The sequence below is a fragment of the Pseudomonas sp. NFX98 genome, assembly GCF_047784845.1.
Taxonomy (GTDB): domain Bacteria; phylum Pseudomonadota; class Gammaproteobacteria; order Pseudomonadales; family Pseudomonadaceae; genus Aquipseudomonas.
Genome location: NZ_JBLNNF010000021.1, coordinates 39,249 through 59,922, shown reverse-complemented (window position 1 = coordinate 59,922; position 20,674 = coordinate 39,249). Strand labels below are relative to the sequence as shown.

Genomic DNA, 20,674 nt, shown 5'->3' with positions numbered 1-20,674 from the left:
CCACCCACAAAAAAGCCGTGTGAAATCGGATTTCACACGGCTTTTGTCGTTCCAGCCTTCAAACGCTCAAGACGGGTGCGGGATCATTCCCACTCAATGGTCGCTGGCGGCTTGCTCGACACGTCGTAAGTGACGCGGGAGATGCCTTCGATTTCATTGATGATGCGGCCGGAAACCGTTTCCAGCAGTTCGTAAGGCAGGTGTGCCCAACGCGCGGTCATGAAGTCGATGGTTTCTACGGCACGCAGGGCCACGACCCAGGCGTAACGACGGCCATCACCGACCACGCCAACCGATTTCACCGGCTGGAACACCACGAATGCCTGGCTGACTTTGTGGTACCAGTCGGCTTTGCGCAGTTCTTCGATGAAGATGTGGTCGGCGCGACGCAGCAGGTCAGCGTATTCCTTCTTCACTTCACCGAGGATCCGCACGCCCAGGCCCGGGCCCGGGAACGGGTGACGGTAGACCATGTCGTACGGCAGGCCCAGTTCCAGGCCCAGACGACGGACTTCGTCCTTGAACAGTTCGCGCAGTGGCTCGACCAGTTTCAGGTTCATTTCTTCCGGCAGGCCGCCCACGTTGTGGTGCGACTTGATCACGTGGGCCTTGCCGCTTTTTGCGCCAGCCGACTCGATCACGTCCGGGTAGATGGTGCCCTGGGCGAGATACTTGATGTTGTCCAGTTTGTTGGACTGGGCATCGAACACGTCGATGAAGGTGCGGCCGATGATCTTGCGCTTCTTCTCCGGGTCGGCTTCGCCGGCCAGGTTGTTCAGGAACTGGTCTTCGGCGTTGGCGCGAATCACCTTGACGCCCATGTTCTCGGCGAACATGGCCATCACTTGCTCGCCTTCGTGCAGGCGCAGCAGGCCGTTGTCGACGAATACGCAGGTCAGCTGGTCGCCGATGGCTTTGTGCAGCAGCGCGGCAACTACCGAGGAGTCGACACCGCCGGACAGGCCGAGCAGAACGTTGTCGGTGCCGACCTGGGCGCGAACCTGGGCGATGGCGTCTTCAGCGATTTTCGATGGAGTCCACAGGGCTTCACACTCGCAGATGTCGAGGATGAAGCGCGACAGGATGCGACCGCCCTGCTTGGTGTGGGTCACTTCCGGGTGGAACTGCACGCCGTAGTAGCGACGCTCATCGCTGAACATGCCGGCGATCGGGCAGCTCGGGGTGCTGGCCAGGATGTGGAAGTCTTCCGGCATCTTGGTGACCTTGTCACCGTGGCTCATCCACACGTCGAGGCCGAACAGGCCGTCGGCGTCGATGTGGTCTTCGATGCCGTCGAGCAGGCGGCTCTTGCCGACCACGTCTACGCGGGCGTAACCGAACTCACGCAGCTCGGAACCTTCAACCTTGCCGCCCAACTGCTCGGCCATGGTCTGCATGCCGTAGCAGATACCGAAGACCGGTACGCCCAGGTCGAAAACGGCTTGCGGGCAGCGAGGGCTGTTGGCTTCGTGAACAGATTCCGGGCCGCCGGCGAGGATGACGCCTTTAGGAGCGAATTCGCGGATCGCATCTTCGTCCATGTCGAACGGGTGCAGTTCGCAGTACACACCGATTTCACGCACGCGGCGGGCGATCAGCTGGGTGTACTGGGAACCGAAGTCGAGGATCAGGATGCGGTGGGCGTGAATGTCGAGGGCCATGATTCAGTCTCGTCTAAAAAATTCGGAAACAGTCGTGATTCAGAAACAACTCGGGGCTGAATAAAACAGCCCCGGTTGCTTAGCTTGTTGCTTGAAGGCTCAACCTACGCGGTAGTTTGGCGCTTCTTTGGTGATCTGCACGTCGTGAACGTGGGACTCGGCCATGCCAGCGCCGGTGATCCGCACGAACTCGGGCTTGGTGCGCATTTCTTCGATGTCGGCGCTGCCGGTGTAGCCCATCGAGGAACGCAAGCCGCCCATCAGTTGATGGATGATCGCGCTCAGGGTGCCCTTATAAGGAACACGCCCTTCGATGCCTTCCGGAACCAGTTTCTCGGCGCCTGCCGAGGAGTCCTGGAAGTAACGGTCGGAGGAACCTTGTGCCTGGGACATGGCGCCCAGCGAACCCATGCCGCGATAAGCCTTGTACGAACGACCCTGGAACAGTTCGATCTCGCCCGGCGCTTCTTCAGTACCGGCGAACATCGAGCCCATCATCACGCAGGAAGCACCGGCTACGATGGCCTTGGACAGGTCACCGGAGAAACGGATGCCGCCGTCGGCGATCAACGGTACGCCAGTGCCTTCAAGGGCAGCGGCAACGTTGGCGATGGCACTGATTTGCGGGACGCCGACACCGGCGACGATACGGGTGGTACAGATCGAGCCTGGGCCGATACCGACCTTGACGGCGTCAGCGCCGGCTTCGGCCAAGGCCTTGGCGGCAGCGCCGGTGGCGATGTTGCCGCCGATCACCTGCACTTCAGGGAAATTCTGTTTGACCCAGCGAACGCGGTCGATCACGCCTTTGGAGTGACCGTGAGCGGTGTCGACCACCACCACGTCAACGCCGGCGTTGACCAGGGCTGCAACGCGGTCGCCGGTGTCTTTACCGGTACCGACGGCAGCGCCCACGCGCAGACGACCTTGATCGTCCTTGCTGGCCAGCGGGTAAGCCTTGGCTTTTTCGATGTCGTTGACGGTCATCATGCCCTTAAGGGTGAATTTGTCGTCGACGATCAGCACGCGCTCGATGCGGTGCTTGTGCAGCAATTCACGCACATCGTTCTTGTCGGCGCCTTCCTTGACCGTGACCAGACGCTCTTTAGGCGTCATCACTTCACGGACAGTGGCTTCCAGACGGTTCTCGAAACGCACGTCACGGGAGGTGACAATGCCGACCAGGTCGCCATTGTGCAGCACCGGAACGCCGGAGATGTTGTGCATGCGGGTGAGTTCGAACAGTTCGCGCACGGTAGCGTCGGCGTCGATGGTGATCGGATCCTTGACCACACCGGCTTCGTAACGCTTGACCTTGCGCACTTCGGCAGCTTGCTGCTCGATGGTCATGTTCTTGTGGATAATGCCGATACCACCTTCCTGAGCCATGGCGATTGCCAGACGGGCTTCAGTGACGGTGTCCATGGCGGCGGAAACCAATGGAATATTCAGTTCGATGCCACGGGTAAGGCGGGTCTTGAGACTGACTTCGTTAGGAAGCACCTCGGAATAACCGGGCACTAGGAGAATGTCGTCGAATGTCAGAGCTTCTTGGCTGATACGCAGCATCGCGGGGGCTCCCGAGCGGGAAAATGGAAGCGCGCCATTATAGTCAGACACCCCCTCGGGTTCAATGTAAAACTCTGTCTATTATCGATGTTACAGATATACGGAAATTCAGGCTTTTCGTAGGAGCTGCCGAAGGCTGCGATCTTTTGACTTTGATCTTCGGAAAACAAGATCAAAAGATCGCAGCCTGCGGCAGCTCCTACAGGGGAATACCGCGCTTAGAGTTCGACCTTCACCCAACTGACCGGCTGATCCAGCCAATCGGCAAATTCGTCGAGAAAGCTCTGTTTGAACCCGGCTTCGGCCCAGTTGTTGAAGATGAAACCGAGGTTGGAGAAACCGCACTCCTGCAAAAACAGAAAGCCGTTGATGTCGTCTTCATGCCCGCATTCCGGGCAAGTGAAGTTATCGGTGCGCCCCGGCATCCAGTCTTCCAGGCTTTCGAACAGGGCTTCGCCAATTTCCTTGCGGCACTCGGCGCAGCCCGCTTCCTCAAGGAAGCCCTTGGCCGGCGTATAGATGCAGCGCTTGGTGACGATCTCCAGGCCGTTGACCGGCTCGCCGAACGGCAGGGCCTCCGGATGCAGGACCACCGCGCGGGCACCGTCGCCAATGGCGTGGGCCATGCGATTGCCGGTGCGACCGCAGGTGGTCAGTTCTTCCTGGATGATGTTCTTGCGCACCAGCCAACGCACGATCGCCCGGGCCCGGGGCTCATGCACCGGCAGCGTGGAGATTTTCGGGACGATGATGCTTTGCGAATTCATGGGGTACAGGCCTGAAGCTTTGATGAAAGGGTCTTGCGCATGCACAAATTATAGGTCGACTCCGACCTAGTGCCTGGCACCGACCCTGTGGGAGCGGGCTTGCCCGCGATAGCGATGGTTCAGTCAACATCAATGTTTGATGTTCTGACGCCATCGCGGGCAAGCCCGCTCCCACAGGTTTTGTGGTGCGGTCCAAGCGGTTTTTACAGCTCGACGACAACCGCCTGCGAAGCACGGGTCGCCTTGGCGCGGGCGGCTTCGATCGATTCGTCGCGCGCCAGGGCCACGCCCATGCGGCGCTGACCGTTGACTTCAGGCTTGCCGAACAGACGCAGCGCGGTATCCGGCTCGCTCAACGCGGCGCCCAGATTGGCGAAAGCAGTCTGGGTCGACTGCCCTTCCACCAGAATCACCGCCGAAGCCGAAGGCCCGAACTGACGGATCAATGGAATCGGCAGACCCAGAATCGCGCGGGCGTGCAGTGCGAACTGCGACAGGTCCTGGGAAATCAACGTCACCAGACCGGTATCATGCGGGCGCGGCGAGACTTCGCTGAACCACACCTGATCACCCTTGATGAACAACTCGACGCCAAACAGACCACGGCCACCCAAGGCCTCGGTCACGGCTTTGGCGACACGCTCGGACTCGGCCAGGGCAACCGGGCTCATGGCTTGCGGCTGCCAGGATTCCTGGTAGTCGCCCTTCTCCTGACGGTGACCGACCGGCGCACAGAACGTAGTGCCGCCGATGTGACGCACGGTCAGCAGGGTGATTTCGTAGTCGAAATCGATGAAGCCTTCGATGATCACGCGGCCTTTACCGGCGCGGCCACCTTCTTGAGCGTAATCCCAGGCTGTCTTCACGTCTTCAAAGCTGCGCAACAGGCTCTGGCCTTTGCCCGAGGAACTCATGACCGGCTTGACGACACATGGGAAACCGAGGTCTTCGACGGCCTTGCTGTAGTCCTCGAAAGTGTCGGCAAAGTGATACGGCGAGGTCGGCAGGTCCAGCTCTTCGGCGGCCAGGCGACGGATGCCTTCACGGTTCATGGTCAGTTGCGTAGCGCGGGCGGTCGGGATCACGGTGAAGCCTTCGGCTTCCAGTTCCACCAGGGTCGCGGTGGCGATGGCTTCGATTTCCGGCACGATGAAGTGTGGCTTCTCGGCCTCGATCACGGCACGCAGGGCAGCACCGTCGAGCATATTGATCACGTGGCTGCGGTGCGCCACCTGCATGGCGGGCGCGTTGGCGTAGCGGTCCACGGCAATCACTTCAACGCCCAGGCGTTGCAGCTCGATCACCACTTCCTTGCCCAACTCGCCACAGCCACACATCAATACGCGGGTCGCGGTCGGCGACAATGGGGTTCCGATACGGGTCATCTGAAGGTCCTCAAGGAGCGGATCATCGAGGGAAGCACGCTTCCCATGGGGAGAAAGCGCGGCATTTTACATGAACTTCAGCCGACGACAGCCTGTTTGCGCAGGCGCCAGGCCATGATCAGCCATACGGCGGTCACACCGGCGAACTTCGAGCCAAGCGCGGTGAGGATCACGCCCGGCGTCAGCGCGTCGATCATGCCGAAAAAGATAACAGTATCGAGGGGAATGCTCAGCGCCGAACTTATCCACAGGCGGTCGTGCAGCGGACGCTTGGTGATGCTGAACACCAGCCAGTCGATGCACTCGGATACGGCGAACGCCGTGGCGCTGGCCAGGGCGATGGACGGATCGGACGTTATATAAGACAACACCAGCGCCGCCAGCATCGCCGCAATCGCACCGTGGCCGAAGCGCGTTTGCACCATGTCGCGCAGGATGAACACCAACCCGCCCCAGGCTGACCAGATGATGTCCAGGTGCGGCGCGGTGGAAAAGGCGAAGTTGATCAGCACGACGCTGCTGATGTAGGCGATCAGGAAGAGCATGGCGTGTACAAGTACCTGTCAATTTTGTGCACAGGGTACTTCAGCTGACCACAAAGTCAAAAGATCGCAGCCTTCGGCAGCTCCTACACAATCCCTGTAGGAGCTGCCGAAGGCTGCGATCTTTTGATCTTGATCTTCTATTGCTGCCCTGGTGTTTTACCGATCATCCACACCAACCCACTGGCCTTCGCCCGCTCATGACACAACCCCAGCACCTTACGGCGCTCGGCATTGTCCATGCGGCTCCAGCGGGTGATTTCTTCCACCGTGCGTTGGCAACCGGTGCAGATGTCATCGTCATCCAGCGCACAAATGCTCACGCAGGGCGATGCCACCGGGCGTTCGGGTGTGCTCATTCTTCCTGCTCGGCCAGATCGCGGGCGTAGCGCTGCGAGTTATGCACATAGTGAGCGGCACTGGCTTCCAGCATCTTCTTCTGCGGCTCGGTCAGCTCGCGCACAACCTTGCCTGGCGAGCCCATGACCAGCGAACCGTCCGGAATCTCTTTGCCTTCGCCGATCAGCGAATTGGCGCCGATGATGCAATTCTTGCCGATCTTCGCGCCGTTGAGGATCACCGCGTTGATCCCGATCAGGCTGTAGTCGCCCACGGTGCAGCCATGGAGCATCGCGTTGTGGCCGATGGTCACGCCGGTGCCGATGGTCAGCGGATAGCCCATGTCGGTGTGCATCACGGTGCCGTCCTGGACGTTGCTGTTCTTGCCGATCAGGATCAGCTCATTGTCGCCGCGCAGCACGGCGTTGAACCAGACGTTGGCGCCCTCTTCCAGCTTGACCTTGCCCACCAGCACGGCATTGGGTGCGACCCAGCTCTGTGGGTGGGTTTCGACGCGGGCGTCGCCCAGACGGTATTTCATCGTGATTTTCCTCAGGGCTCAGGCAGCCGCGTTTTCAGGCCATTCGAACGATGGCTCAGGTATTGATAAAGCTTTTGGGTGGCTGGTGCAGGCTGATTTTCGCGTCATAGAGCAGATTGATCAACTCGACGACCATGATCGCCGTCAGCCCCCAGATCTTGTACTCGCCATAGCGGTAGCTCGGCACGTACCAGCTACGGCCCTGATAATCGATGCGGTGGGTGTGCTCACGCGGGTCTTTGCGGAAGAATTCCAGCGGCACGCTGAACACTGCAGCGATCTCGGCATCGTTGGCCCGGTACTCGACGAAATCCGGAATCACGCCGACATAAGGCGTGACCTTGATGCCATGCAGGGAGATCAGCGGGCTGAGCGGGCCGATCACTTCGACCAGACCCGGCGGCAGGCCGATCTCTTCTTCGGCTTCGCGCAGGGCGGTGAAAATCAGGTCCGGGTCTTCGGGGTCACGGCGTCCGCCGGGGAAAGCGACTTCGCCGCCATGGGTCGAGAGCCCGCTTGCACGCAGGGTCAACACCAGTTCCGGTTCGTCACTGCGGGTGATGGGCACCAGTACGGCGGCCTCGGGGAAACGGCGGTCGGTCTCCAGCGTGCGCGGTGTGTGGTTGCTTACCCGATGCAGTAGCTCGTCCAGCATGAGTGTTCTCGATCTGTGCCTTACCCGGCATCATGCACCAATCGCTGCGGCCGCCCAACCCCCGCAACAGCCCCATGTCGCGAAACGACAACTTGCCGACAGACACCGCCGCACGCCAAGATAGGCGCAGCATTCAGGAACCCAAGCATGAAATTTTGCAGTCAGTGCGGCAACCCGGTGACCCAGCGCATTCCCGAAGGCGATTCACGCCTGCGTTTTGTCTGCGACAGCTGTCACACCATTCATTACCAGAACCCCAATATCGTCGCTGGCTGCGTCGCGACCTGGGGCACCAAGGTCTTGCTCTGCCGCCGCGCGATAGAGCCGCGCCTGGGTTACTGGACCCTGCCCGCCGGTTTCATGGAGAACGGTGAGACCATCGAGCAGGCGGCCGTTCGCGAAACCGCCGAGGAAGCCTGCGCCCGGGTGCGCAACCTGAGCATCTACACGCTGATCGATGTGCCGCACATCAGCCAGGTGCATGTGTTCTTCCGCGCCGAACTGGCGGACCTGGACTTTGCTGCCGGTCCCGAGAGCCTGGAAGTGCAACTATTCGACGAAGCGGACATTCCGTGGGACGAGCTGGCTTTCCGCACGGTGGGCCGTACCTTAGAATGCTTCTTCGCTGACCGGCGGACCGAGGTCTACCCCGTGCGGTCCGAATCGATCCCGCCGCTTGCTCAGCCTGCCAACTAAAAAAACACCTATAAATATATATAGTCGCGACACCTCCTGGGGAATCGTTTCAATGCGCTGGTTGCTTGCCCTGTTCTGTTTGTCGTTCGTAGCGGTGTCCCAGGCTTCGGCCGTGGGATCGCTTGACGGCAAGGTCATCGAGAAAGTCCTGGTTCTCAAGTCTTCCCATCAACTGCAATTGATCAATGACGGCAAGCCGATCAAGACCTATCGCATTTCCCTGGGCAAACGCCCCAAGGGACAGAAGCTTATGGAAGGCGATAAACGCACGCCGGAAGGCTTCTACTGGCTCGACTGGCGCAAGACCAGTGAAAAATTCAACCTGGCGATGCACATTTCCTACCCGAACATCAGCGATTCCGCCCGTTCACGGCGTGAAGGCGTCGATCCCGGCGGCATGATCATGATCCATGGCACGCCGGACACCGAAGACAATCCCGAGCAACTGTTCCACACCCTGGACTGGACCGACGGCTGCATCGCCATGCGCAACATGGACATGCGCGAAGTCTGGAACCTGGTGCCGGACGGCACGATGATCGAAATCCGCCCGTAATTCCCCACGACCATTGGTCGCCCTCGAAAAATAAATTCAAAAGATCGCAGTCTGCGGCAGCTCCTAGAGGATGAATACCATTTCGCTCTGTAGGAGCTGCCGCAGGCTGCGATCTTTGTCGTTCTAAACCCCACCGCTAATACCACTTCAGACCAACCCACCTACAGCCGCGCCGCATTTGGCTGTTTTCGCTCATCTGCGGTAAAGCACTGCCGTTGACATGGTATTCAAGTGGTATTAGTTTTCGACCCACAACCGATCGACAACAATCCTACATCCGCATCGGACAGAACCTACATGAACGACCTCCAGGCCCTACGCCCCGACGACACCCAACCCACGCCGCTGTACCTGCAACTGGCGCGCAATCTGGAAGCGGCGATCCATGCCGGCCAGTGGAAAGCCGAGCAGGCGATGCCGTCGGAGCGCAACCTCAGCGAAATGTTGGGTATCTCCCGTGTCACCGCACGCAAGGCGTTGGAAGTGCTGTTCGAACAAGGCCTGATCCGCCGCAACCAAGGCTCCGGCACGTTCATCACTCCGCGCCTGGAACAACCGCTGTCGCGCCTTTCCGGTTTCAGCGAAATGCTCCGCCTCAAAGGCTTCGTGCCTGGCTCCCAATGGCTGGAACGAGAAATCACCCTGCCGACCCACGAAGAACTGATCCGCCTCGGTCTGTCGCCCAACGACAAAGTTGCGCGCCTCAAACGCCTGCGCAAGGCCGACGACACGGTGATGGCCATCGAGATGAGCACCCTGCCCGCCTCGATCATTCCCAAGCCGCAAGCAGTCGGCGACTCCCTTTACGAATACCTCGACGGCATCGGCAAACCGATCGTCCGCGCGTTGCAGCACATTCAGGCAATCAACGCCTCAGACGAGTTCGCCGCACTGGTGGGCATCGCCCCTGGCACCGCCATGTTGCTGATGACCCGGGTCGGCTACCTCGAAGACAACACGCCGATCGAAGTCACCGACACTTATTGCCGCAACGACTACTACGACTTTGTGGCTGAGCTGCGTCGCTAAGCCGAACATCGAGAACAGATCATGTCCGAAGACAACATCCTCACCCCCGACGGCTGGATTCGCGGCCGACTGGTTCACGAACACGGCAAAGTCGTGTCGATCGAAGGCCTGCCCTGCGATCCGGCAGACAATGACTTGCCATATCTGCTGCCAGGTTTCATTGACCTGCACGTTCACGGCGGCGGCGGCAAAGACATCATGGAAGGTGCACCCGCCTTCGAAACCATCACCAAAACCCACGTGCGCTTCGGCACCACATCGCTGCTGGCCACCACCATGACCGCGCCGAGCGAGGAAATCTCGCGCGTGCTTAAAGCCGTCGGCGAGTTCTGTGAGCAGCGCCCAAAAGGCAGCGCCCGCGTCCTCGGCGTGCACCTCGAAGGCCCGTACATCAATCCCGGAAAACTCGGCGCTCAACCGAATTTCGCCCACACCGCGCTGATGGCCGAAGTCGAAGAGTACCTGGCGCTGGCGCCGATTCGCGTCATCACCATCGCCCCGGAAATCGCCGGTCACGATGCCCTGATCCGCGCCCTCAGCAGCCGAGGCGTGCGTATGCAGATCGGCCACACGCTTGGCAGTTATGAGGAAGGCGTCGCCGCGCTTGAAGCTGGCGCGACCAGTTTCACCCACCTCTATAACGCCATGAGCCCGTTGCATCACCGCGAGCCGGGCATCGTCGGCGCGGCGCTGGCCCACGCCAAATTCGCCGAGCTGATTCCCGACTTGCTGCACGTGCACCCCGGCGCGATCCGCGTGGCCCTGCGTTCGATCCCGTGCCTGTATTGCGTCACCGACTCGACCGCCGCCGCGGGCATGCCCGACGGTGAATACAAGCTCGGCAGCCACACCGTGACCAAATGCCTGGGCGGCGTACGCCTGCCCGACGGCACGCTGGCCGGCAGCACGCTGACCATGGATCAGGCCCTGCGCAACCTGGTGAAGATCGGTTTGCCGATCGCCGAGGCTTCGCAGCGTCTGTCGCAATTCCCCGCCGATTACCTCGGCATCACCGAACGCGGGCGCCTGCAACCGGGTGCCTGGGCCGACTGCGTGCGGCTGGATCGCTCACTGAAACTGACCGCCGTCATGGTCGAAGGAGAAGACATTGACTTCAAAAATGCTTGAAGAGGCGCTGTCCTCGTTCGAGGCCGTGCAAGCCCAATTGCAGCAACTCGATCCACAAATGATCGAGATTGCCGGACGCCTGCGCCGTCAACCGCCGCAAGTGGTGATGACCGTGGCGCGCGGCAGTTCCGACCACGCGGCCAGTTACTTCGCCTACCTGACCATGCAACTGCTGGGCTATCCGGTGGCCTCGTTGCCGATGTCGGTGGTGACCATGCAGCAGGCGCCGTTGAAGGTCAGCGGTCAGGTGACGTTCGCCTTCTCGCAATCGGGGCAAAGTCCTGATCTGGTCAACAGCCTGCGCCTGTTGCGCAAACGCGGTGCCTTGAGCGTTTCGCTGGTCAACGCCGCAGATTCGCCGCTGGAAGCCGCCTGCGAATTCAGCCTGCCGCTGTTGGCCGGCACCGAAAGCAGCGTCGCCGCGACCAAGAGCTTTATCGCCACCCTCAGCGCCAGCGCCCGGTTGATCGGCCACTGGAAAGACGATGCCGAATTGCTCGAAGCCGGCCTCGCCTTGCCCGAAGGCCTGCGTGACGCTGCGCGACAGGATTGGAGCCCGGCCATCGAGGCTTTGCGCGATTGCCAGCGCTTGATGGTGATTGGCCGTGGCGCTGGTTTCGCCATCGCTCAGGAAGCGGCGCTCAAGTTCAAGGAAACCTCGGCGATCCAGGCCGAAGCCTTTAGCAGCGCGGAGGTGCGTCACGGGCCAATGGCGTTGATCGGCGACAACTATCCGCTACTGGTTTTCGCCCCACGGGGTGCCGAGCAGGCCGGTTTGCTGAGCCTGGCCGCCGACATGCGCCAGCGCGGTGCCCGCGTCTTGCTGGCAGCGCCTGATGATGTGCTCGAACGCGACCTGACATTAACCTGCGCCGAACACCCGGCCCTCGATCCGATCCTGGCGATCCAGAGCTTCTACGTGATGGCTGCCGGCCTGGCCGTCGCTCGCGGCATGGACCCGGACCAGCCACGGCACCTGAGCAAAGTCACGCGCACGCACTGAAAAAAATCCCCCTGTAGGAGCTGTCGAGTGAAACGAGGCTGCGATCTTTTGATCTTGCATTTAAAAAGATCGCAGCCTCGTTTCACTCGACAGCTCCTACAAGAGAGACCGGGCCAGATTTCCGAATCGTAGTTTTCCTGATGAGACCGAGCCATGCACAAAAACAATAAAGAGCTGACCCTCAGCGCCCCGCTCAGCGGCCCGGTGCTCACGCTCGCGAAAGTCCCGGATGCGGTGTTCGCCAGCGGCGCCATGGGTGACGGGATCGCCATCGATCCCTTGAACGACACCCTGCACGCGCCTTGCGCCGGTGTCGTGGTGCACGTCGCGCGCACCGGCCACGCCGTGACCCTGCGTGCCGACAACGGCGCCGAATTGCTGTTGCACCTGGGACTCGACACGGTCGAGCTGCAAGGCCAGGGCTTTACCATGCTGGTGCAGGAAGGCGCGCGAGTCGCCAACGGCCAGCCGCTGCTGCGCTACGACCAGGACAAGGTCGCGCAACAGTGCAAAAGCCTGGTCAGTCTGCTGATCCTCACCAACAGTCAGGATTTTCAGGCTCGGCCCATCACGCTCAAATCGGTGAAGGTCGGCGAGCCGTTGTTGCACATCATTCGTCGCAACGGCGTTGGCGCTCATTCTGAACTGGAGCTTGTCGGCGAAGAGCAGATCGGCCACATCCGCATCGCCCATCGCGGCGGTTTGCACGCGCGGCCCGCAGCGCTGATTCGTCAGACCGCCCAAGGCTTCAAGAGCAAGTCGCAGCTGCATTTCGCCGGCAAATCGGCGACCTGCGACAGCCTGATCGGTCTCATGGGTTTGGCGATCGGCGAGCAGGACGACGTTCAGGTCAGCTGCCAGGGCCCGGACGCCGAAGCCGCGTTGCAAGCCTTGTTGATCGCCTTGTCCACAGCGTTGGCCGAAGAACATCACGCCGCCGCGCCAGCACCGATGGCCCAGCGCAATCGTGCGGCTGAAGCGGGTGTGTTGCACGGTGTCTGTGCGGCACCGGGGTTGGTCGGCGGACCGCTGTTTCGTTTGAACGCGATCAGCCTGCCGGTGGATGCCGGGCACAATGATCCGACGCAACAACGACAAGCCCTCGACACTGCGCTAACCCAGGTGCGCAGTGAAATCGCCGGCACCCTGGCCCAGGCCAGAAAACACAAAAGCACTGACGAAGAGGCCATCTTCGCCGCGCACCTCGCGCTACTGGAAGACCCGGCATTGCTCGACGCCGCCGATCACTCCATACAACTCGGTACAGCCGCGACTCACGCCTGGAGTCAGTCGATCGACGCACAGTGCGACGTGCTCCAGCAACTCGGCAGTTCACTGCTAGCCGAACGCGCCAACGACCTGCGCGACCTCAAGCAACGGGTGCTGCGCGCCCTGCTCGGCGAAGCCTGGCATTACGACATTCCGCCCGGCGCGATCATCGCCGCCCATGAGTTGACCCCATCCGACCTGCTGCAACTGAGTCAGCAAGGTGTGGCGGGGCTGTGCATGGCCGAAGGCGGAGCGACGTCTCACGTGGCGATTCTTGCGCGGGGCAAAGGCTTGCCGTGCATGGTCGCCCTGGGTTCGTCGCTGCTGGATCAGGAGCAGGGCCAAGCGGTGGTGCTGGATGCCGACGGCGGTCGTCTCGAATTGATTCCAACCGCAGAACGTCTGGCCGAAGTGCGGGACGCGCAACGTGCTCAACAACTGCGCCGCACCGAGCAACAGGCGCAGGCGCACACCCCGGCGCAAACCCTTGATGGCGTGCAAATTGAAGTCGCGGCCAACGTGGCATCCAGCACTGAAGCGGCCGACGCCTTGGCCAACGGCGCGGATGGCGTCGGCCTGCTGCGTACCGAGTTTCTGTTCGTCGACCGCCACACCGCGCCGGACGAACAGGAACAGCGTCACGCCTATCAAGCAGTGCTCGATGACATGGGCGACAAGTCGGTGATCATCCGCACCATCGACGTCGGCGGCGACAAGCAACTCGACTATCTGCCATTGCCCGCTGAAGCCAACCCCGTGTTGGGCCTGCGCGGCATTCGCCTGGCTCAGGCGCGCCCGGAAATCCTCGACCAGCAACTGCGAGCCTTGCTACATGTCACGCCTTTATCGCGTTGCCGGATCCTGTTGCCGATGGTGACCGAAGTCGATGAACTGCTGCACATCCGCCAGCGTCTCGATGCCTTGTGTACCGAACTCGGCCTGACGCAACGCCCGGAGCTGGGCGTCATGATCGAAGTCCCGGCCGCCGCGCTGCTGGCCGAGCAACTGGCCGAACACGCGGACTTCCTGTCCATCGGCACCAACGACCTGTCGCAATACACCCTGGCCATGGACCGTGACCACGCCGGTCTTGCTTCGCGAGTCGATGCCATGCACCCGGCCTTGCTGCGACTGATCGCGCAAACCTGCGCCGGTGCTGCGCAGCATCAGCGTTGGGTCGGAGTCTGCGGGGCGCTGGCGTCTGATCCACTGGCGACGCCGGTATTGATCGGGCTGGGCGTGAGTGAACTGTCGGTGAGCCCGGTGCAGATCGGCGAAATCAAGGACCGCGTGCGCCACCTCGACGCCAGCGAATGCCGGCGCATCAGCCACGACCTGCTCAAACTGAGCAGCGCCAGCGCGGTGCGTCACGCCTGTCATCAGCATTGGCCTCTGAGCTAAAGAACAAAAAGAAACCAGGGAGAACCGCCATGTACCAACTTTTCATTGAAGGCCTGCAGCGCCTCGGCCGCGCGCTGATGCTGCCGATCGCGATCCTGCCGATTGCCGGCCTGTTGCTGCGCCTGGGCGACACCGACTTGCTGAACATCGCAATCATTCACGACGCTGGTCAGGTGATCTTCGCCAACCTGGCAATGATCTTTGCCATCGGCATCGCGGTCGGGTTCGCCAAGGACAATAACGGCACCGCAGGCCTTGCCGGTGTCATTGGCTATCTGGTGATGATCTCCACGCTCAAGGTGCTGGATGCGAGCATCAACATGGGCATGCTCGCCGGGATCGTCAGCGGCTTGATGGCCGGCGCGCTGTACAACCGTTTCAAGGACATCAAGTTGCCGGAGTACCTGGCATTTTTCGGTGGCCGGCGCTTCGTGCCGATTGTCACCGGGTTCGCCGCGGTCGGCCTGGGCGTGGTTTTCGGCTACATCTGGCCGCCAATCCAGCAAGGCATCAACAGCTTCGGCACGTTGATGATGGAAAGCGGCAGCTTCGGTGCATTCGTCTTCGGCGTGTTCAACCGCCTGCTGATCGTCACCGGCCTGCACCACATCCTCAACAACATGGCGTGGTTCGTGTTCGGCAACTTCACCGACCCAACCACCGGCGCGTTGGTGACCGGTGATCTGTCGCGCTACTTTGCCGGCGACCCTAAAGGCGGCCAGTTCATGACCGGCATGTTCCCGATGATGATCTTCGGCCTGCCCGCCGCGTGCCTGGCGATGTACCGCAATGCGTTGCCGGAACGCCGCAAAATCATGGGTGGGATTTTTCTGTCGATGGCGCTGACTGCATTTTTGACCGGCGTGACCGAGCCGATCGAATTCGCCTTCATGTTCCTCGCGCCGCTGCTGTTTTTGCTGCACGCCTTGCTGACCGGTCTGGCGATGGCCGTCACCAACGCGCTGAACATCCATTTGGGCTTCACCTTTTCCGGCGGCTTCATCGACATGGTTCTTGGCTGGGGCAAATCCACCAACGGCTGGCTGGTGTTCCCGGTTGGCCTGGCGTACGCCGTCATCTACTACGTCGTGTTTGATTTCTGTATCCGCCGCTTCGACCTGAAAACCCCGGGCCGTGAAGGCGTCGCCGCCGCCGAGCAAGTCGTTGTGGCCGACAACGAACGGGCCGGGGCGTACATCAAGGCCTTGGGCGGCGCGGAAAACCTGATCACCGTCGGCGCCTGCACCACACGCTTGCGCCTGGACATGGTGGACCGCAACAAGGCCTCGGACGCGGATTTGAAAGCGCTGGGCGCCATGGCCGTGGTACGCCCGGGCAAGGGCGGAAGTTTGCAGGTGGTGGTCGGGCCGATGGCCGACAGCATTGCCGACGAGATTCGCCTCGCGATGCCGGCGCTGGGTCGCGCGCTGATCTCCACCCCGGCGGTCGCTGTCGACGCACCGCCCCCTGCCGCCGTGGCGACACCTGAGGCCCAGCAATGGCTGAACGCGCTCGGCGGTGGCGACAATGTGCTGCAACTGGACTGCGTGGCCATGACCCGCATTCGCCTGCAACTGGCGGATGGCAAGGTGTTGTCGGAGTGCGAACTGAAGGCGTTGGGGTGTCAGGGAGTGAGTCAGTTGGAGGGTGGCATCTGGCATCTGCTGGTTGGCGACAAGGCGCCGAGCTTGAGTGATGCGCTGGAAGCGTTGGTCAATCGCAGTGAGGTGAGTGCGAAGGTCTAATCCACAACGAACATGGTGTAGGAGCTGCCGCAGGCTGCGATCTTTTGACCTTGATCTTAAAAAACAAAATCAAAAGATCGCAGCCTTCGGCAGCTCCTACAGAGGAATTCAAAGCAACAAAAAACCCGCTGAAATCACTCTCAGCGGGTTTCTTATTTCAGCAGCCAGGGAATCAGAAATCCTCCAACCGCCACACTTCATAGGCCGGTGTCTCGTAGGGATGGCTCTGCTTCAAAGCCGCCACCACCGAGCGAATCAACTCATCGGCCACCACAAGCTCAACCTTCCATTCCTCGACCTGCTCGACCTGCCCCGCTTCGCCAATGAACGGCTGACTGCCGTCCAGCGGACGAAACTGGCCAGTGCCAAGCACCTGCCACGCACAGTGGTCATAGGCACCGATCCGACCGCCACCGGCGGCGAATACGGCGCTTTTGACCACTTCGACATGACTGTCGGGAACAAAAAAACTCAGCTTGTACACGGCGCTTAGTTCACCCACACGCGAGCGTTACGGAACATGCGCATCAGCGGTGCATCTTCGTTCCACTCGTCCGAACGCCACGAGTTCTGCACAGCGCGGAACACACGCTCCGGGTGCGGCATCATGATCGTTACGCGACCGTCGCGGCTGGTCAAACCAGTGATCCCGCGCGGCGAGCCGTTCGGGTTGGCCGGGTAGTTTTCGGTGACCTTGCCGTGGTTGTCGACGAAACGCATCGCCACGCAACCGGACAGGTCGGCTTCCAGCAGTGCTTCTTCGCTGGAGAACTCGGCATGACCTTCACCGTGGGCGATGGCGATCGGCATACGCGAACCGGCCATGCCTTGCAGGAAGATTGAGTTCGATTCCTGAATCTGCACCATCGCAACGCGGGCTTCGAACTGCTCGGAACGGTTACGCACGAAGTGCGGCCAGAACTCGCTGCCCGGGATCAGCTCGTGCAGGTTGGACATCATCTGGCAACCGTTGCACACGCCGAGGGTGAAGCTGTCGTTACGCTCGAAGAAACCCTGGAACGCATCGCGGGCACGGCTGTTGAACAGCGCCGATTTTGCCCAGCCTTCACCGGCACCCAATACGTCGCCATAGGAGAAACCACCGCAAGCGACCATGCCCTTGAACTCGTTCAGGTCGACACGGCCGGCCAGAATGTCGCTCATGTGCACGTCGATCGCGTTGAAACCGGCGCGGTCGAATGCCGCTGCCATTTCCACCTGACCGTTGACGCCCTGCTCACGCAGTACGGCAACCTGTGGGCGAATGCCTTTCTTGATGTAAGGCGCGGCGACGTCCTGGTTGACGTCGTAGCTGAGCTTGACGCTCAGGCCCGGGTTGTCTTCTTCCAGCAGTACGTCGAATTCCTGATCGGCGCAGTCGGCGTTGTCACGCAGACGCTGGATTTGGTAGCTGGTCTCGGCCCACTGGCGTTGCAGCAGACGACGCTGGCCTTCGAACACGGTGTCACCGTTGAAGGTGATGTTGATCTCGCCATTGTTGATCGGCTGACCGATGACCGACACGCAGTCGCCCAGGCCGGCAGCGCTGAACTGCGCGAGGATGTCCGGCGTGGCGTCCTGGCGAACCTGGATCACGGCACCCAGTTCTTCGTTGAACAGGATGGCGGCGATGTCGGCGGAAGTTTCCGCCAGACCGTCGAGGTTGAGGCTCAGGCCGCAGTGACCGGCGAAGGCCATCTCGACAACGCTGGTCAGCAGACCACCGTCGGAACGGTCGTGGTAAGCCAGCAGGTGACCGTCGGCGTTGAGGCCCTGGATCACTGCGAAGAAGGCTTTCAGGTCTTCAGCGTCATCGACGTCCGGAGCGTGCATGCCGAGTTTGCCGTGAACCTGCGCGAGGATCGAGGCGCCCATGCGGTTCTGGCCACGGCCGAGGTCGATCAGGATCAGGTCGGTGGTGCCCTTGTCCATGCGCAGTTGCGGGGTCAGGGTCTGACGGATGTCAGTCACTGGCGCGAAACCGGTCACGATCAGGGACATCGGCGAAGTCACGGACTTGTCCACGCCTTCATCGTTCCAGCGGGTGGCCATGGACATCGAGTCCTTGCCCACCGGAATGGTGATGCCCAGCTCAGGGCACAGTTCCATGCCGACCGCTTTCACGGTGTCGTACAGACGTGCGTCTTCACCCGGGTGACCGGCCGCCGACATCCAGTTCGCCGACAGTTTGATGTCGGAGATCTTGCCGATGCGCGAAGCGGCGATGTTGGTCAGGGTTTCGCCGATGGCCATGCGGCCCGACGCCGGAGCGTCCAGCAGAGCCAGCGGAGTACGCTCGCCCATCGCCATGGCTTCACCGGTGTAGACGTCGAAGCTGGTGGCGGTGACGGCAACGTCGGCCACCGGAACCTGCCACGGGCCGACCATTTGGTCACGGGCCACGAGGCCGGTGATGGTGCGGTCGCCGATGGTGATCAGGAAGCTCTTGCTGGCCACGGCCGGGTGATGCAGAACGCGCTCGACGCAGTTGCCGATGTCAAGCGTCGACGGATCGAAGTCATCGCCCAGTTCGCTTTCACGAACCACCGAACGGTGCATGCGTGGCGCCTTGCCCAGCAACACTTCCAGTGGCATGTCCACCGGGCTGTTGCCAAAGTGGCTGTCGGTCACGGTCAGTTGCGGTTCGGCAGTGGCTTCGCCGACGACGGCAAACGGGCAACGCTCGCGTTCGCAGATCGCCTTGAAGCGCTCGAAGTCAGCCGGGCCGACGGCCAGAACGTAACGTTCCTGGGATTCGTTGGACCAGATTTCGTGCGGGGCCATGCCCGGCTCGTCATTTGGAATGTTGCGCAGTTCGAAACGGCCACCGCGGTCGCCGTCGTTGACCAGTTCCGGGAAGGCGTTGGACAGACCGCCCGCACCCACGTCGTGGATGAAGCTGATCGGGTTCTTGTCGCCCAGTTGCCAGCAACGGTCGATCACTTCCTGGCAGCGACGCTCCATCTCAGGGTTTTCGCGCTGTACCGAAGCGAAGTCCAGGTCTGCCGAGCTGGTGCCGGTGGCCATGGAGGAAGCCGCGCCGCCGCCCAGGCCGATCAGCATCGCAGGGCCGCCGAGTACGATCAGCTTGGAGCCGACCAGAATCTCGCCTTTCTTGACGTGTTCTTCACGGATGTTGCCCATGCCACCGGCCAACATAATCGGCTTGTGGTAACCGCGAACTTCGTCACCGTGCGGCGTGGTGATCGATTGTTCGAAGGTACGGAAGTAACCAGTCAGCGCCGGACGACCGAATTCGTTGTTGAACGCAGCGCCGCCGAGCGGGCCTTCGATCATGATGTCCAGCGCGGTAACGATGCGCTCAGGCTTGCCGTACGGCACTTCCCACGGTTGTTCGAAACCCGGGATCTGCAGGTTGGATACGGTGAAACCGGTCAGGCCAGCCTTTGGCTTGGCACCGCGACCGGTCGCGCCTTCGTCGCGGATCTCGCCACCGGAACCGGTGGATGCGCCCGGGAACGGGGCAATCGCGGTCGGGTGGTTGTGAGTTTCGACTTTCATCAGGATGTGCACCGGCTCCTGCACCGCGCCGTACTGGCGGGTCTCAGGGTCCGGGAAGAAACGCCCGGCCACGGAGCCGACGATCACCGAAGCGTTGTCCTTATAAGCCGACAGAACGCCTTCGCTGTGCATCACGTAGGTGTTCTTGATCATGCCGAACAGGCTTTTTTCCTGGCTCTCGCCGTCGATGTCCCAACTGGCGTTGAAGATCTTGTGACGGCAGTGCTCGGAGTTCGCCTGGGCGAACATCATCAGTTCGATGTCGTGCGGGTTGCGCTTCAGGCCGACGAAGGCGTTGACCAGGTAATCGATCTCGTCTTCGGCCAGGGCCAGGCCCAGCTCGGTGTTGGCTTTTTCCAGCGCGGCGCGGCCGCCACCCAACACGTCGATCGCGGTCAACGGTTTTGGCTCGGCGTGGCTGAACAGGCCGGCGGCCTGTTCGAGGTTGCCCAGGACGATCTGGGTCATGCGGTCGTACAACGCATCGGAGATCAGTTGCGCTTCAGCGTCGCTGAACTGGCCGGCCACGTAGAACGCAATACCGCGCTCCAGGCGCTGGATCTTGCTCAGGCCGCAGTTGCGAGCGATGTCGCTGGCCTTGCTCGACCATGGCGAGATGGTGCCGAAACGCGGCAACACCAGGAACAGACGACCGGTCGGCTCCTGGACCGGAACGCTTGGACCGTACTTCAGAAGGCGCGCAAGCACCTGCTGTTCGTCGCCGGTCAGGACGCCGGTAACTTCGGCGAAGTGAGCGAATTCAGCATACAGGCCACTGACAGCCGGGACCTTCTGGCTCAGTTGCTCAAGGAGCTTGCTGTGGCGAAAGGCAGAAAGGGCAGGAGCGCCGCGCAGGATCAACATCT

Annotated in this window: 17 protein-coding genes; 7 read left to right on the top strand and 10 right to left on the bottom strand. The window is 61.3% G+C overall.

All coding sequences use genetic code 11. From position 1 onward, the window contains the following. Window positions 1-83: 83 nt before the first annotated feature. The 8 genes from guaA to ACM110_RS24885 all read right to left on the bottom strand — a co-directional run bounded on the left by guaA (window position 84) and on the right by ACM110_RS24885 (window position 7,459). Window positions 84-1,661, bottom strand: coding sequence for a glutamine-hydrolyzing GMP synthase (guaA, locus tag ACM110_RS24920; RefSeq protein ID WP_034150804.1), 1,578 nt, complete (start codon window positions 1,659-1,661; stop codon window positions 84-86). Between the two features lie 99 nt (window positions 1,662-1,760). Next, window positions 1,761-3,230, bottom strand: coding sequence for an IMP dehydrogenase (gene guaB, locus ACM110_RS24915; protein WP_056855201.1), 1,470 nt, complete (start codon window positions 3,228-3,230; stop codon window positions 1,761-1,763). A 218-nt stretch (window positions 3,231-3,448) separates the two neighbouring features. Next, a complete protein-coding gene (locus tag ACM110_RS24910; RefSeq protein ID WP_416129842.1) occupies window positions 3,449-3,997 on the bottom strand; it encodes a sugar ABC transporter ATPase in 549 nt (182 codons plus the stop codon). A 203-nt stretch (window positions 3,998-4,200) separates the two neighbouring features. Beyond that, complete coding sequence (gene purT, locus ACM110_RS24905; protein ID WP_338584929.1) at window positions 4,201-5,382, bottom strand: formate-dependent phosphoribosylglycinamide formyltransferase; 1,182 nt, start codon at window positions 5,380-5,382, stop codon at window positions 4,201-4,203. A 77-nt stretch (window positions 5,383-5,459) separates the two neighbouring features. Then, window positions 5,460-5,927, bottom strand: a complete 468-nt coding sequence (locus ACM110_RS24900; protein ID WP_416129841.1) for a preQ0 transporter — start codon at window positions 5,925-5,927, stop codon at window positions 5,460-5,462. Between the two features lie 137 nt (window positions 5,928-6,064). Further along, a complete protein-coding gene (locus ACM110_RS24895) occupies window positions 6,065-6,283 on the bottom strand; it encodes a DUF1289 domain-containing protein (protein ID WP_416129840.1) in 219 nt (72 codons plus the stop codon). Then, the gene (locus tag ACM110_RS24890) at window positions 6,280-6,804 is read right to left on the bottom strand and encodes a gamma carbonic anhydrase family protein (RefSeq protein WP_027924900.1); all 525 of its coding nucleotides are present in this window, start codon (window positions 6,802-6,804) and stop codon (window positions 6,280-6,282) included. Before ACM110_RS24890 ends, ACM110_RS24895 begins: the two co-directional genes overlap by 4 nt. A gap of 55 nt (window positions 6,805-6,859) precedes the next feature. Continuing rightward, window positions 6,860-7,459: a CoA pyrophosphatase gene (locus tag ACM110_RS24885; RefSeq protein WP_338584926.1), complete on the bottom strand. Its 600-nt coding sequence runs from the start codon at window positions 7,457-7,459 to the stop codon at window positions 6,860-6,862. 147 nt (window positions 7,460-7,606) lie between these two features. Here ACM110_RS24885 and ACM110_RS24880 point away from each other — a divergent pair, with 147 nt between their 5' ends. From ACM110_RS24880 to nagE, 7 genes are all read left to right on the top strand, one after another. After that, window positions 7,607-8,155, top strand: coding sequence for an NUDIX hydrolase (locus ACM110_RS24880; protein ID WP_416129839.1), 549 nt, complete (start codon window positions 7,607-7,609; stop codon window positions 8,153-8,155). Between the two features lie 52 nt (window positions 8,156-8,207). Next, window positions 8,208-8,711, top strand: coding sequence for a L,D-transpeptidase family protein (locus ACM110_RS24875; protein ID WP_338584924.1), 504 nt, complete (start codon window positions 8,208-8,210; stop codon window positions 8,709-8,711). A gap of 297 nt (window positions 8,712-9,008) precedes the next feature. Continuing rightward, complete coding sequence (locus ACM110_RS24870; protein WP_416129838.1) at window positions 9,009-9,740, top strand: GntR family transcriptional regulator; 732 nt, start codon at window positions 9,009-9,011, stop codon at window positions 9,738-9,740. A 21-nt stretch (window positions 9,741-9,761) separates the two neighbouring features. Next, on the top strand, window positions 9,762-10,868 hold the full coding sequence (gene nagA / locus ACM110_RS24865) for an N-acetylglucosamine-6-phosphate deacetylase (protein WP_416129837.1): 1,107 nt from the start codon (window positions 9,762-9,764) through the stop codon (window positions 10,866-10,868). Next, window positions 10,849-11,871: an SIS domain-containing protein gene (locus ACM110_RS24860; RefSeq protein WP_416129836.1), complete on the top strand. Its 1,023-nt coding sequence runs from the start codon at window positions 10,849-10,851 to the stop codon at window positions 11,869-11,871. The genes nagA and ACM110_RS24860 overlap by 20 nt, the downstream gene beginning before the upstream one ends. Window positions 11,872-12,024: 153 nt before the next feature. Beyond that, entirely contained in the window at window positions 12,025-14,541 is a 2,517-nt protein-coding gene (gene ptsP / locus ACM110_RS24855) for a phosphoenolpyruvate--protein phosphotransferase (protein ID WP_416129835.1), read from the top strand. A 29-nt stretch (window positions 14,542-14,570) separates the two neighbouring features. After that, the gene (nagE, locus tag ACM110_RS24850; protein WP_416129834.1) at window positions 14,571-16,286 is read left to right on the top strand and encodes an N-acetylglucosamine-specific PTS transporter subunit IIBC; all 1,716 of its coding nucleotides are present in this window, start codon (window positions 14,571-14,573) and stop codon (window positions 16,284-16,286) included. Between the two features lie 172 nt (window positions 16,287-16,458). On the opposite strand, the gene ACM110_RS24845 is transcribed toward nagE, so the two are convergent. Both ACM110_RS24845 and purL read right to left on the bottom strand, forming a co-directional pair. Next, the gene (locus ACM110_RS24845; RefSeq protein ID WP_057716278.1) at window positions 16,459-16,770 is read right to left on the bottom strand and encodes a YqfO family protein; all 312 of its coding nucleotides are present in this window, start codon (window positions 16,768-16,770) and stop codon (window positions 16,459-16,461) included. Window positions 16,771-16,775: 5 nt separating this feature from the next. Further along, window positions 16,776-20,672 carry a phosphoribosylformylglycinamidine synthase gene (purL, locus tag ACM110_RS24840; protein ID WP_416129833.1) on the bottom strand — a complete coding sequence of 1,299 codons (3,897 nt, stop codon included), beginning with the start codon at window positions 20,670-20,672 and terminating at the stop codon, window positions 16,776-16,778. Window positions 20,673-20,674: the final 2 nt, after the last annotated feature.

What these genes read in the sequence shown, in the direction of transcription:
- ACM110_RS24890 (WP_027924900.1), bottom strand. Translation starts at nt 6,804, where the DNA reads ATGAAATACCGTCTGGGCGACGCCCGCGTCGAAACCCACCCACAGAGC.
- nagA (WP_416129837.1), top strand. Translation starts at nt 9,762, where the DNA reads ATGTCCGAAGACAACATCCTCACCCCCGACGGCTGGATTCGCGGCCGA.
- ACM110_RS24885 (WP_338584926.1), bottom strand. Translation starts at nt 7,459, where the DNA reads ATGCTGGACGAGCTACTGCATCGGGTAAGCAACCACACACCGCGCACG.
- ACM110_RS24880 (WP_416129839.1), top strand. Translation starts at nt 7,607, where the DNA reads ATGAAATTTTGCAGTCAGTGCGGCAACCCGGTGACCCAGCGCATTCCC.
- purL (WP_416129833.1), bottom strand. Translation starts at nt 20,672, where the DNA reads ATGTTGATCCTGCGCGGCGCTCCTGCCCTTTCTGCCTTTCGCCACAGC.
- purT (WP_338584929.1), bottom strand. Translation starts at nt 5,382, where the DNA reads ATGACCCGTATCGGAACCCCATTGTCGCCGACCGCGACCCGCGTATTG.
- ACM110_RS24895 (WP_416129840.1), bottom strand. Translation starts at nt 6,283, where the DNA reads ATGAGCACACCCGAACGCCCGGTGGCATCGCCCTGCGTGAGCATTTGT.
- guaB (WP_056855201.1), bottom strand. Translation starts at nt 3,230, where the DNA reads ATGCTGCGTATCAGCCAAGAAGCTCTGACATTCGACGACATTCTCCTA.
- ptsP (WP_416129835.1), top strand. Translation starts at nt 12,025, where the DNA reads ATGCACAAAAACAATAAAGAGCTGACCCTCAGCGCCCCGCTCAGCGGC.
- ACM110_RS24910 (WP_416129842.1), bottom strand. Translation starts at nt 3,997, where the DNA reads ATGAATTCGCAAAGCATCATCGTCCCGAAAATCTCCACGCTGCCGGTG.
- guaA (WP_034150804.1), bottom strand. Translation starts at nt 1,661, where the DNA reads ATGGCCCTCGACATTCACGCCCACCGCATCCTGATCCTCGACTTCGGT.
- ACM110_RS24900 (WP_416129841.1), bottom strand. Translation starts at nt 5,927, where the DNA reads ATGCTCTTCCTGATCGCCTACATCAGCAGCGTCGTGCTGATCAACTTC.
- ACM110_RS24870 (WP_416129838.1), top strand. Translation starts at nt 9,009, where the DNA reads ATGAACGACCTCCAGGCCCTACGCCCCGACGACACCCAACCCACGCCG.
- nagE (WP_416129834.1), top strand. Translation starts at nt 14,571, where the DNA reads ATGTACCAACTTTTCATTGAAGGCCTGCAGCGCCTCGGCCGCGCGCTG.
- ACM110_RS24875 (WP_338584924.1), top strand. Translation starts at nt 8,208, where the DNA reads ATGCGCTGGTTGCTTGCCCTGTTCTGTTTGTCGTTCGTAGCGGTGTCC.